We start from the raw sequence: 13,008 nt of genomic DNA on the forward strand, positions 1-13,008 counted from the left end.
GGATCAACTCACATCGGTTCAAATGTGATGGCCCGTGGCACAAAAAATGCTAACCGCACACGAAGGAGCGTGTCATGTTCAAAGGCTCAATGCCAGCCCTCGTCACCCCGTTCACAAACGGCGAGTTGGACTTGAAGACGCTCAAACACCTGGTCGAGTGGCATATTCAGGAAGGGTCCACCGGCCTGGTTCCCGTTGGCACCACCGGCGAAAGCCCGACGCTCAGCCACGAAGAACATGAAACTGTCGTGGCCGAGGTGGTCAAAGCCGCCAACGGACGCGTTCCGGTGATCGCGGGTGCGGGATCGAACAACACGGTCGAAGCAGTCCGGTTCGTTCGATTCGCCGAGAAGATCGGCGCTGACGCGGCGCTGGTTGTGACGCCCTATTACAACAAGCCCACGCAAAAGGGCCTCATCGCGCATTTCCGCGCGCTGCATGACTGCGCCGATGTTCCGATCATCATCTACAACATCCCCGGTCGCTCGGTCATCGATATGACCCCCGCAACCATGGGCGAACTGGCAGAGCTGCCGCGCATCGTGGGCGTCAAGGACGCCACGGGCGATCTGGCGCGGGTCAGCCAGCAACGTGCATCCTGCGGTCCTGAGTTCTGCCAATTGTCTGGCGAAGACGCCACCGCGCTGGGCTTCAACGCCCATGGCGGCGTCGGCTGCATCTCGGTCACCGCAAACGTCGCGCCGAAACTCTGCGCGGAATTCCAGCAGGCCACGCTGGACGGCGACTATGACAAAGCGCTGGAATACCAAGACCGCCTGATGCCCCTGCACGAGGCGATCTTCATCGAACCCGGCCTTGTCGGTGCAAAATACGCGCTGTCCAAACTGGGCCTCTGCAGCACCGAGGTCCGCTCGCCGCTGACGGAGCTGGAAGACAGCACCAAAGCCGCCATCGAGGCCGCAATGAAACACGCGGGCTTGCTATAAACCACAGCAACCACCCGGATCCGTACTTCATCTGGCTATAAATATCCCGGGGGTGAATTGAGCCGCAGGCTCAAGAGGGGGCTGGCCCCCTCCCTTCACCGTTTTCCGTAATACAGCCCAATAACATGTTCGGCCTGCGCAAAGAACAACCAGCGTGACACGACCACTCCGGTCAGATGTGAAAGCACTGCAAACAGTGCAAAGATATGTTTTATCACAATGCCCGAAACCGGGATCAGGATCAGCAACAGTGGCAGCGCAAACCCCAGACCAAAGGCGATGACCCGCAGTTTCTGCGCATGTTTGCGGCCAACCACATGGACGAATTCCCGCAACAGGTAATTGGTGCCTGTATGGGGCGGCTCAAAGGCGCGTACCGTACCGCGATCGCCCAGTCCCGTAGCTGTACCCAGTGTCGTGCCTGACCGGGCCAACGCACCATCACCTTTGGCCCAGTAGGCAAGCTGAACCGCGCCCGCAATGGCCAGCAACCAAGGGGCCAGAGCTTCGGCCCCGGCCAGCAACGCGCCTCCTGCAAGGCTGAACGACAGAAACATTGCGGGTGTCAGGTTCATGTTCCAGCGCGGGATGGTTTTCAGCTGTGTGTATATCATTGACGTGGTGAAGACGGTGGCAAGGCTTAGCAGCGCGCCAACCCAACCGATCACAGCCCAGTGGCTGCCCAGAAACACGGCGCCCAACGCATAGAGACCCATGACAAGCAAAGCAGCAACGGCGCAGACGCCCTCGCGGCTCAACCAGCTGGATTTCCACTGGCTGAACGCTTTCCACGCCCGTTCCGGGTGCCCCAGATGGAAGGTTGAGGCCAGCAAACCGCCCAGCGCCAGCGCATAGGCAATGGCGTAGAACACGAAGGCCACAAAGCCGGTGACGTCGGGTTGGCCGAGGCCGAGAAAGAACAGCAGGCCAAAACCCAACCCGGAGAAGGTCGTGAAGATGATGACAGAAGGGGCCGGGTGCATCAGAGCTTCTCCAGAGTTTTGTCGAGCCAGCCGAGGAACCCTTTGGGCTCTTCGGCGACGGGGGCCAGCAGGGGGGCCAAAATGTCGATCTGGTCCTCGATCTGATCCTTGGGCCGCGGTGGCAGGTATTTGTTGACGGGTTTGGTGCCCATTTCAGGCATCAGGTCCATGCCCTCGCGCTCGGCCACAAGCTTGCTGACATCGCTGTCAGGATCGCCGAGATCGCCGAAATGACGTGCGCCCGCCGGGCAGGTGCGCACGCAGGAGGGGACGCGATCCACCTCGGGCAGGTTTTCATTGTAGATGCGGTCGACGCAAAGCGTGCATTTCTTCATCACCCCTTCGGCCGCGTCCAGTTCCCGCGCACCATAGGGGCAGGACCAGGCGCAGAGACCGCAGCCGATGCAGTCGCTTTCATTGACCAGCACGATCCCGTCCTCGACCCGTTTGTAACTGGCGCCGGTGGGGCAGACCGTGACGCAGGGCGCATCCTCGCAATGCAGGCAGGATTTGGGGAAGTGGATGAGTTGGGCCGCGCCTTCGGCTGGCTGCACTTCGTAGGAGTGCACGCGGTTCAGGAAGGTGCCCGAAGGGTCGGCCCCGTAGGCGTCCTGATCCGAAAGTGGCGCGCCGTAGTTTTCTGTGTTCCAGCCTTTGCAAGAGATTACGCAGGCATGGCAGCCGACGCAGGTATCGAGGTCGATGACGAGGCCCATTTTGCGATCGGTCGATGGGGGGAGCTGAGTCATGTGTTTTGACCTCCGCGCAGGTGGTGAGGGTAGGGGCGAGGGGCCAGCCCCTCGCGCTCCCCGGGATACTTTTGGCCAGATGAAGTTTGGATCCTGCTCATTTGCCCACCTTCCATGCCAAGTCCTTGGGGCCAGTGCCTACAGGGGACTGGATCGGGGCGAATTCAGGCTGGCTTGTGGCGTCGGATGGCGGATTGGCCTTTTCGATGTTTACCTTGAGGTCGAACCACGCGGCCTGTCCGGTGATCGGGTCCGAATTGGCCCAGCGCATGCCGTCGCCTTTGGGGGGCAGCAATTCGTGGATCAGGTGGTTGAGCAAGAAGCCCTTTGTGGCCTCGGGCGCGTCCTCTTGCAGGGCCCATGCACCTTTGCGTTTGCCGATGGCGTTCCATGTCCAGACCGTATTGTCGTTCAGCGCGGCCATCTCCATCACAGGGACGGTGATTTCCCCGTGGGGCGAGGTGACTTTGGCCCAGTCGCCGTCCTTAAGGTTATGTTCCCGCATCAGTTTGGTGGGCACGTAAAGCGGGTTGCGCCCGTGCAGTTGCCGCAGCCATGCGTTCTGGGTGCCCCAGCTGTGATACATCGCCATCGGGCGCTGGGTCAGGGCGTTGACTGTGAAGCCTTCGTTGCCCTGCTGGTCGGTTTGGTACCAGATGGGCAGCGGGTCCATCGTGTCTTTGAGGCGCTGGCGCAGGTGGTCCGGGGGCTGGCGGTCTCCGTGTCCCTCGGCGGCCAGTTGGAACTTGCGCATCGGCTCGGAATAGAGCTGGAACAGGTAGGGTTGCGGGCTGTCATAGAGGCCCATGCCAACGGCCCAATCCTGATAGGCGGTGTTCCACGGTTTGTAGTAGTCCGCGCCTTCGGGGATGTGGGCCACATAGAAGCCGCCGTTTTCGATATAGCGGTTCAACTGGTCCGGGTTGACCGCGCCGCGGCCTTCCTTGTCGCCATCCTCGCCCCGGAACCCAGCCAGCGGACCGATGCCGGGTTTGCGTTCGTGGTTGACGATATAGTCGGCGTAGTCCTTCCACTTGGGTGTGCCGTCTTCGTTGGTGAAGCCCGGCAGGCTCATGCGGTTGGCGAGCTGGATCAGTACTGACTGGAAACCGCGTACGTCGCGGTCAGGTTCGACAACCGGCCAGCGGATGGCGTCAGCGGCGGCGTCAGCCTCGCAGATCGGGCGATCCAGCAGCGAGATACAGTCGTGGCGCTCCAGATAGGTGGTGTCTGGCAGGATCAGGTCGGCATAGGCGACCATTTCCGATGAATAGGCATCGGAATAGATGATTTTGGGGATGACGTATTTGCCGTCTTCGGTCTTGGCCGACAGCATCTCCATCACGCCCTTGGTGTTCATGGACGAGTTCCACGACATGTTCGCCATATACATGAACAGCGTGTCGATCTTGTACGGATCACCGGCGGCGGCGTTCGAGATCACCATATGCATCAGCCCGTGGGCCGACATCGGGTTTTCCCAGGTGAACGCCTTATCGATGCGCTGGGCGTTGCCTTGTTCGTCCAACAGCAGGTCTTCGGGGCCGCGCGGAAAGCCGAGGTGCGGGCCCTCCAGCGGGCGGCCCGGGCGGCGGTCGCCGTGCGGGGTGGGGTGCGCCTCGACCGGTTTGGGGTAGGGCGGTTTGAAGCGGAAACCGCCGGGAACCTCGACCGTGCCCAGCAGGATTTGCAGCACATGCAGGGCGCGGCAGGTCTGGAAGCCGTTGGCATGGGCTGAAATTCCGCGCATGGCATGGAAGCTGACCGGGCGGCCCGTCATTTTGGCGTGTGTCTCGCCCCGGAAATCGGTCCATTCGTGGTCCAGCTCGATGGCCTCGTCAAAGGCGACGCGGGCGATCTCAGCCGCGATGGCGCGGATGCGTTTTGCGGGGATGCCGCAGCGCTCGGCCACATTTTCCGGCGCGTGATCGTCGGACAGGTACTTCTTGGCCATCAGGTGAAAGACCGGGCGATGGGTGACGCCGTCTTTGTCGTAGGTTGCTGACAGGTCCGGGCGGACACCGGGTTTGTCAAAGGCGGTTGGTTCGCCGGTCACGCGGTCGATCACCAGCGGCTTGCCATCAGCGTCGCGCAGGAACAGACCTTTTTCGGGACCCTCGGCAGCGTTCACCAGTACCGGGGCGTTGGTGTAGCGGCTGAGATAGTCGAGGTCGATCTTACCCGCCTTCATCAGCACATGGATCAGCGACAGGATGAACAGCCCGTCGGTGCCGGGCGTTATCCCGACCCAATCGTCAGCGACAGCGTTATAGCCCGAGCGGATCGGGTTGACCCCGATCACCCGCGCGCCGCGTGCCTTGATCTTGCCAATCCCCATCTTGATCGGGTTGCTGTCATGGTCCTCGGCCACGCCGAACAGCATGAACAGCTTGGTATGCTCCCAATCGGGCTGGCCGAATTCCCAGAACGCGCCGCCCATCGTGTAGATGCCACCCGCCGCCATGTTGACGGAACAGAATCCGCCATGGGCCGCGTAGTTGGGGGTGCCGAAATGCTGGGCCCAGAAGCTGGTGAAAGACTGCGACTGATCGCGACCCGTGAAAAAGGCCAGTTTCTGAGGGGCTGTTTCGTGCAACTCGTTCAGCCAGCCGACAGCGGTGCTGATCGCCTCGTCCCACTCGATCTCGCGGAATTCCCCCGATCCGCGCGGCCCCACGCGGCGCAGCGGTTTGCGCAGACGCGACGGCGCGTTGACCTGCATGATCCCCGCGCTGCCTTTGGCACACAGAACGCCCTTGTTCACAGGGTGGTCGCGGTTGCCCTCGATATAGGCGACCTTGCCGTCCTTCATGTGCACGTTAATGCCGCAGCGACAGGCGCACATGTAACAGGTGGTGCGCCGAATCTCGTCCGAGACTTTGGGGCTGGTATCGATTGTCGGTTGCTCGATTTTCATCTGGCGTCCTTCTGTCGCGACAGCGTGTCAGGTGAGGAATGTTATTCCGGCAAGTATAAGTCCCGCAATAAAAAGCGTTTCTGCGACGATCAGGGCGATTGCGGGGCCCCCGACCGAAAGGATCTGTTTCAGGTTGGTCTTCATCCCAACGGCGGCAATCGCGATCAGCAGCAACCAGCGCGAGACCTGGCTGAGCAGTTCAGCGATAGACGGTGGGATCAGACCGAATGAGCTGGCCGCTGCCAGCGCAAGAAAGCCCAGGACAAAGCCGGGCAGGATCGGAGGGCGTTTGCCGGTTTCATCTGCTTCGGCAACGCGGCGGATGATTAGGGATGCCACCAGCACCACCGGGGCCAACATCGCCACGCGGAACAGTTTGACCAAAGTCGCGGTGTCGCCCGTCTGTTCCGAGATTGAGAAGCCCGCGCCCACCACCTGCGCCACATCGTGGATCGTACCGCCCAGAAAGACACCGCCTGCGATGTCGGTCATGCCCAGCATGCGGACAAGGATCGGATAGGCAACCATTGCAACGGTCGACAGGACGGTGACTCCCAAAACGGTAAAGATCAAACGTTCCTCGGATCGGTCATCTTTGGGCAGGATGGCGCTGATGGCCATCGCGGCAGAGGCACCACAGATGGCAACAGACCCAGCGGTCAGAAAGGCAAAGCGCCATTGATGGCCGAAAACCCGGGCAACCAACAGGCCGAAAGCGATGGTGGCCAGCACGCCGCCGACAACCAGCACGATCAGGTCCAGACCCAGACCCATCATCAGTGTCATTGACACGCGCACACCCAAAAGCGCGACGCCCAGGCGCAGCAGGGTACTGGCGGCAAAGCCGATGCCGGGGACGGTCTTGCCCTCTTCGCCCAGAAAGCTGAGCGCGATGCCCAATAACAGGGCCATCAGCATCGCGGGTGTCGCGTAATGTTCCGAGAGAAACTTGGCCGTAACCGCGACGGTGATCGCAACCAGCACACCGGGGAACAGAGTGCGAAGGGATTCAGCGCCTTTGGCACCAAGCAAAGCTTTCAGGTCAAACTTGTCCGACATCTTTTCGAGGTGCCCTCTGCAGGTCATTGCGATAGCGGCGACCAAGGCGCCGGGGATGTGCGTTGAACTGGCTGACACTTAGATGGCTCGGGGCTGGGGTGTTTCGCTTGTTGTTGTTTTGGGGGTGATCACCGCCCCGCTATTGGGGCGATGATCCTGATTTTTTAAGGATGCAGGCTGCGGATTAAGCCCCGGCTTGCGGGGTCATATCCTCGGCTGAGATTCCGGCCACTGCGACCGGCTTCTTCATCGCATCGCGGCGGAAGGGTTCACCCAGCTCTTGGTTGATCATGGCTTCGATCAGGGTGGTGATGCCGTTCTTTTGGTCCACGATCGCCTGATTCAGCGCTGCGGTCAGCTCGTCCTGCGTGCGGGCGACTACCCCTTTCAGGCCACAAGCCTGCGCGATCCCTGCATAGGACACTTTGGTGTCCAACTCGGTGCCGACAAAGTTGTCGTCGAACCACAGGGTCGAGTTCCGCTTTTCCGCACCCCACTGGTAGTTGCGGAAGACGATCTGGGTCACGGCGGGCCATTCGTCACGGCCAATGGCGGTCAGTTCGGTCACGGCGATGCCAAAAGCACCGTCACCCGAGAAACCGACAACGGGCACATCCGGGCAACCGATCTTGGCACCGATGACCGACGGCAGACCATAGCCACACGGACCGAACAGGCCCGGAGCCAGATATTTGCGGCCTTCGTCGAACGACGGATAGGCGTTGCCGATGGCGCAGTTGTTGCCGATGTCGGACGAAATGATCGCCTCTTTCGGCAGCGCGGCCTGAATGGCGCGCCATGCCATGCGCGGGCTCATCCAGTCGGGCTTGGCCGCACGGGCGCGTTCGTTCCAGGTGGTGCCGGGATCGTCCTGCTCGTGGTCCATCGAGGTCAGTTCCTGCGCCCAACGCGACTTGGTTTCGGCGATTTTCGCCTTGCGTGCGTCGCGGCCTTCGTCGCCAGCGGTGTCCGAGAGCTGTGCCAGAATGTTGGTGGCTACGGTGGCGGCGTCGCCCACGACGCCGACCGAGATCTTCTTGGTCAGGCCGATGCGATCCGGGTTGATGTCCACCTGAATGATTTTCGCGTCTGTCGGCCAATACTCCAGACCATAGCCGGGCAGGGTCGAGAACGGGTTCAGACGGGTGCCGAGGCACAGAACAACGTCGGCCTCTTTGATCAGCTCCATCGCAGCTTTCGACCCGTTATAGCCCAGCGGGCCGGCAAACAGCGGGTGCGAACCGGGGAAAGCGTCGTTGTGCTGGTAGCCAACGCAAACCGGGGCATCCAGACGTTCGGCCAGCGCTTTCGAGGCTTCGATGCCGCCAGCGGACAGAACCGCACCGGCACCGTTCAGAATGACTGGGTTCTTGGCATCCGACAGCAGCGCGGCGGCTTCTGTCACGGCCGATGCACCGCCCGAAGGCAGTTCGAATTCGACAACGGCGGGCAGCTCGATATCGACGACCTGAGTGAAGAAATCACGCGGCACGTTGATCTGCGCCGGGGCCGAGGCGCGCTTGGCTTTGGTGATCACGCGGCTGAGAACTTCGGCCATGCGCGACGGGTCGCGCACTTCTTCCTGATAGCAGACGCAGTCCGCGAACATGCGCATCTGTTCCATTTCCTGAAAACCGCCCTGACCCATGGTCTTGTTTGCGGCCTGCGGTGTGACCAGCAGCAGCGGCGTGTGGTTCCAATAGGCGGTTTTGACGGCGGTGACAAAGTTGGTGATGCCGGGCCCGTTCTGCGCGATCATCATCGACATTTTGCCGGTGGCGCGGGTGTAGCCATCGGCCATCATGCCGCCCGAACCTTCATGCGCGCAATCCCAGAATGTGATACCAGCCTGCCCGAAGATGTCCGAGATTGGCATCATGGCCGAACCGATGATGCCAAAGGCATGCTCGATTCCGTGCATTTGCAGAACCTTAACAAAGGCTTCTTCTGTGGTCATTTTCATCTGGGTGATCTCCGCGCATGGGTGGGTGGAGCCGGGCCCCGGGCCCAGCCTTTGGGTATGGTTTTGGCGTAAGGTGCAGGGTCGCGTTAGGGCCAGAATTTGAACCCGGATAGGTCCAGTGTTTCGTCAGCTTGCCGCAATGGCGTCGGCAATCAGCTGAACCCCCGGCGCGATGCGTTTCTGTGGGATAGAAGAATAGCCCAGACGATAGAAATTCTGCGGACGATCCGGCCCTGCAAAAAAGGGTGCGCCGGGCTCGATATGAACGCTTTGATCCTGCAATCTGCGGGCCAGTTTCGTGGTGTCGACGTGATCAGGCGCTGACATCCACAAGGATGACCCGCCCATGATTCCTCGTCCCGCAACCGTCAGCCCGTGTTCTTCGACAGCGGCATCCAGGGTTTCACGGCGGCTGGCCAGAACCTTTGACATGCGGCGGATCTGGGCGTCGTAATGGCCCAGCGACAGGAAATAGGCGGCTGTGCGCTGGATATGCCCCGGCGGGTGGCGCAAAACCAGCGACCGCAAGGCGCGGGCCTCGCGGATAAATGGCTCGGACCCGACCATGTAGCCCAGCCGCAATCCCGGAAACAGCGATTTTGAGAAGCTGCCCACATAGATCACCCGCCCGTCGCGATCCATCGACTTCAGCGCGGGGGAGGGCGCGCCCAGAAAGGCCATCTCGAACTCGTAGTCGTCTTCGACGACCATCGCGTCGAGGTCCCGCGCGCGTGCCAGCAGATCTGTGCGTCGGTCTACGGGCATGGTCGCGGTGGTCGGGCTTTGATGACTTGGGGTGGTGAAGATGACATCGGTCTCATCCGGCAGGGCCTCGGGCGGTAGGCCGTCACGATCGACGGTGACCGGCATCACGTTGCAATCCGAGTGATTCAGCAGGCTGCGCAGCGCGTAATAGCAGGGGTCTTCGATCACCGCGGTTCGATCCCGGCTCATCAGGATGCGGGCGGCCAGCCAAAGCGCGTTCTGCGCGCCCATGGTGATCAGGATTTCCTCGGGCCGGGCGGCGATGCCGCGACGGGGCAGGGTGTGGCGGGCGATGAACTCGACCAGCAGCGGGTCATCCTGATCCACATAGTCGCCGGTCAGCGAATCGAAATCCTTGTGCCCCAGGGCCCGCACGGCGCAGAGCCGCCAATTGGCGTGGTCAAACAGCGATTGGTCCGCCTGCCCATAGATGAAAGGATAGCGATAATCGCGCCAGTCGCTGGGCTTTGTCAGCACATCCCCGTCTGAAAATCTGCGCGCCAGCGCCCGGGTCCAGTCGACATTCTCAGCCCCGCGCGGTGTCGGAGTGTATTTTGGCGGCACCGGGGCGTTCTGTGACACGTAATACCCGGACCGACCTTTCGCCGTCAGGTAGTCATTCGCCAGCAATTCCGTATAGGCCAGCGTCACCGTGATCCGGCTAACCCCCAGATGCGCCGCCAGTTTGCGGGAGGATGGCAGCTTTTCCCCCATGTGGAACCGACCGGATAGAATGCCCTCGGCAATCATCTGCTGAATCTGCGCCTGCAGCGTGCCCTGACCGTTGAGTTCCAGAAAGAAAGTGTCGACCGAGATGCTCATAGGGCTTTATAGGTTGGACTTATGGGATGGGCAATCTGGACTTACCGGGTTCCGACCTTTTCTGCGGCGCTGTTGACAGGAGATTTCAATTCACCTAAATAACTAGAAATCTAGTTTATTGGGTGAGAAAAGATGTGGGAAGCTGCAGCAGCAGGGTTTTCAGCCATGGGGTCCGAGGCCCGGCTGAAAGTTCTTAAAACTCTGGTCCGGGCCGGTGAGGCCGGGCTGACCGTTGGAGACATACAAGAGCGGACGGGAATGGCGCCGTCGACTCTGGCGCATCATTTGCGGTTTCTGGCTGCCGGTGGTGTCGTTGAGCAGGAAAAGGTCGGGCGCAGCACGATCAATCGCGCCTGTTATGATGAGTTGCGAAATCTGGCGCAGTTCATTCTGGCCGAATGCTGCGTGGACGCGCCATCGGACTGTTGTTCCAAGGACAGCGATGATTGTTGCGCGGACGACGAGGAAAAGGCTGTGATCAATGGCTGAGTTGACGCAAAGCCCAAAGGCTCCGGCCAAGGTGCTTGATCTGATCAAGACGCCTTGGGCGCTGATCGTGGCGATTTTACTGGCCGTGGCCGTGCTGGACCCCGGCAATTGGGTCGCGGTGATCACCTTTGCGGGCAAGGCGCTGGCCCATACCGGGCAATACATCCTGTTTGCGGTCTTGCTGTTGTCCTACCTCAAGGCCACCGGCGCCGAAGTGATGGTCGCGCGCGCCTTTGAGGGGCGAGAGACGCGGATGATCTTTCTGGCCGCGCTGTTTGGCGGGCTGGCCCCGTTCTGTTCCTGCGAAGTCATTCCCTTCATTGCCGGGCTGCTGGCGCTGGGCGCGCCTTTGTCGGCGGTGATGGCGTTCTGGCTCAGCTCACCTTTGATCGACCCGCCGACCTTGCTGATCACTGCGGGCGCTCTGGGGTGGCCCTTTGCCATCGGCAAAGCGGTGGCTGCCGTGGCGCTGGGTTTGTTCGGCGGGTTCGTCGTGCGTGGCCTGATGCGCTCGGGCGCTTTTGCCGAACCGCTGCGGGTCTACAAACCGGCGGGGTGTTGCGGGTGTGGTCCGAAGCAGGAGGACAAGCCGGTCTGGCGGTTCTGGCAAGAGCCCGAGCGCCGTCAGCGGTTCAAGTCTGAATTTGCCCAGAACGCGATGTTCCTGCTGAAATGGCTGGCCTTGGCTTATGTGCTTGAGGCGCTGCTGGTCAGCTATGTTCCGGCAGACCTGATCGTCCGCGTGGTTGGCGGTGAGGGCGTCCTACCCATCGTGATTGCCGCTTTGGTCGGGATGCCTGCTTACCTGAACTCTTACGTCGCGCCGCCGCTGCTGGCGGGGTTGACCGAACAGGGGATGAGCGCAGGTGCGGCGATGTCCTTCATGATCGCGGGCGCGGTGAGTTCGATCCCGGCGATGGCCGCAGTCTGGTCGCTGGTAAAGCCCAAAGTGTTCGCGACCTATCTGGGGCTGGGCATTACGGGGGCCATTATCGCAGGGATCATCTTTCAGATGATCTAAAGGAAAAACCGCCCGGAGATGCCTCCGGGCGGTTTTGCTTATTGGGTGGCCTCGCAAAGGCTCGGCAATTTCAGGCGATACCGTGCCTCGCCGCTTTTGACGTAGACGCGTTTTTCGACGCAGGCGGTCGCGCTGACCGTGCGGGCGATATGTTCTTTCGGTTCGTTAATCGAGGTGGCTGTGCCGTCGGGCAGTTGCACCGAAGCGATGACGCCGTATTTCAGATCCCCGTTCACAGGCGTCGCCGACAGGACCGATACAGTCAGGTAGGAGTCATGTTCGTGTTCGCCATCGTCATTGAACACAAGCAATCCAGCGGCGATCGAAAGGGTGCCAACGATTGCCACGGCCAACAGGCCCCAGGTCTTGAGAAACGCATAGATCGAAACGGCCCGATGCGGGCCAAAGATTTTCGACAAAAAGGTCAGCATGGTTCACCAGAAAAAAGCCCCGGTCAGGTCTGGCCGGGGCTGTTTGTCATTCAGGGACGCAGATCGTCGTCGTCTTCATCCTCGGCCCCGCCCTTGGGCAGGTTGAAGAAGCTGTCGGCGTCGAGTATCGGCTCATCGTCTTTCTCTTCTGCCGGATCATCCGACAGCGAGAAGGTTTCCAGACCCTCGATGGCCGTCGGGATCTTGGGTGCAGCGTCCATTTCCAGCGACTGCTCGGTCGAGACCAGCTTGCGACGCTCATCATCGCTCATGACGCCGCCTTCGGCGGCTTTCTTGGCGGCGGCTTTCTGAACAATCGCATCCAGTTCGGACTGTTTACACAGACCCAGCGCGACCGGGTCGATCGGCTGCATGTTGGCGATATTCCAATGGGTCCGTTCGCGGATCGACTGGATGGTGGGCTTGGTGGTGCCGACCAGCTTGGCGATCTGACCATCGCTGAGCTCGGGGTGGAATTTTACCAGCCACAGGATCGAGTTCGGGCGGTCCTGGCGTTTGGACAGCGGGGTATAGCGCGGACCACGGCGTTTTTCTTCACCTGCGGCAGCGGCGTTGAACTTGAGCTTCAGCTTGTGCAGCGGGTTGTTCTGCGCCGAGTCGATCTCGTCCTGGGTCAGCTGGTTGTTGGCGATGGGATCAAACCCTTTGACGCCAGCGGCCACGTCGCCGTCCGCGATGCCCTGCACCTCAAGCTCGTGCATGCCTACGAAATCCGCGATCTGCTTGAAGCTGATCGTGGTGTTGTCCACCAGCCATACGGCTGTTGCCTTGGCCATAAGCGGTTTTGCCATCAGCCCGTCTCCTATAAATACATCTGTCCCGTCGCCGGAATTCGGCGGCC

General features: G+C 61.0%; 11 protein-coding genes. 3 read left to right on the top strand and 8 right to left on the bottom strand.

Annotated elements, in window-relative coordinates; genetic code table 11:
• Positions 1-74: 74 nt before the first annotated feature.
• Positions 75-947 (top strand): 4-hydroxy-tetrahydrodipicolinate synthase, encoded by an 873-nt coding sequence (gene dapA, locus ACR0J5_RS12495; protein ID WP_480653797.1) that lies wholly within the window; start codon positions 75-77, stop codon positions 945-947.
• Between the two features lie 95 nt (positions 948-1,042).
• On the opposite strand, the gene ACR0J5_RS12500 is transcribed toward dapA, so the two are convergent.
• From ACR0J5_RS12500 to pdxR, 6 genes are all read right to left on the bottom strand, one after another.
• Complete coding sequence (locus tag ACR0J5_RS12500) at positions 1,043-1,930, bottom strand: dimethyl sulfoxide reductase anchor subunit family protein (protein ID WP_480653798.1); 888 nt, start codon at positions 1,928-1,930, stop codon at positions 1,043-1,045.
• Positions 1,930-2,679 carry a 4Fe-4S dicluster domain-containing protein gene (locus ACR0J5_RS12505; RefSeq protein WP_480653800.1) on the bottom strand — a complete coding sequence of 250 codons (750 nt, stop codon included), beginning with the start codon at positions 2,677-2,679 and terminating at the stop codon, positions 1,930-1,932. The genes ACR0J5_RS12500 and ACR0J5_RS12505 overlap by 1 nt, the downstream gene beginning before the upstream one ends.
• A gap of 97 nt (positions 2,680-2,776) precedes the next feature.
• Positions 2,777-5,596 (bottom strand): molybdopterin oxidoreductase family protein, encoded by a 2,820-nt coding sequence (locus ACR0J5_RS12510; RefSeq protein WP_480653801.1) that lies wholly within the window; start codon positions 5,594-5,596, stop codon positions 2,777-2,779.
• Between the two features lie 27 nt (positions 5,597-5,623).
• Positions 5,624-6,655, bottom strand: a complete 1,032-nt coding sequence (locus ACR0J5_RS12515; RefSeq protein ID WP_480653803.1) for a YeiH family protein — start codon at positions 6,653-6,655, stop codon at positions 5,624-5,626.
• Positions 6,656-6,839: 184 nt separating this feature from the next.
• Positions 6,840-8,618: a sulfoacetaldehyde acetyltransferase gene (gene xsc / locus ACR0J5_RS12520; protein WP_480653805.1), complete on the bottom strand. Its 1,779-nt coding sequence runs from the start codon at positions 8,616-8,618 to the stop codon at positions 6,840-6,842.
• A 126-nt stretch (positions 8,619-8,744) separates the two neighbouring features.
• Complete coding sequence (pdxR, locus tag ACR0J5_RS12525) at positions 8,745-10,205, bottom strand: MocR-like pyridoxine biosynthesis transcription factor PdxR (protein WP_480653807.1); 1,461 nt, start codon at positions 10,203-10,205, stop codon at positions 8,745-8,747.
• Positions 10,206-10,337: 132 nt separating this feature from the next.
• Between pdxR and ACR0J5_RS12530 the strand changes: the two genes are divergently transcribed.
• Entirely contained in the window at positions 10,338-10,694 is a 357-nt protein-coding gene (locus tag ACR0J5_RS12530) for an ArsR/SmtB family transcription factor (RefSeq protein ID WP_480653809.1), read from the top strand.
• Positions 10,687-11,715: a permease gene (locus tag ACR0J5_RS12535; protein ID WP_480653811.1), complete on the top strand. Its 1,029-nt coding sequence runs from the start codon at positions 10,687-10,689 to the stop codon at positions 11,713-11,715. Before ACR0J5_RS12530 ends, ACR0J5_RS12535 begins: the two co-directional genes overlap by 8 nt.
• 38 nt (positions 11,716-11,753) lie before the next feature.
• Here ACR0J5_RS12535 and ACR0J5_RS12540 read toward each other — a convergent pair whose 3' ends face one another.
• Both ACR0J5_RS12540 and ACR0J5_RS12545 read right to left on the bottom strand, forming a co-directional pair.
• Complete coding sequence (locus ACR0J5_RS12540) at positions 11,754-12,146, bottom strand: hypothetical protein (protein WP_480653813.1); 393 nt, start codon at positions 12,144-12,146, stop codon at positions 11,754-11,756.
• Between the two features lie 50 nt (positions 12,147-12,196).
• A complete protein-coding gene (locus ACR0J5_RS12545) occupies positions 12,197-12,958 on the bottom strand; it encodes a DUF1013 domain-containing protein (RefSeq protein ID WP_480653815.1) in 762 nt (253 codons plus the stop codon).
• Between the last annotated feature and the right edge of the window lie 50 nt (positions 12,959-13,008).

The organism is Ruegeria sp. BE1 (genome assembly GCF_056538885.1).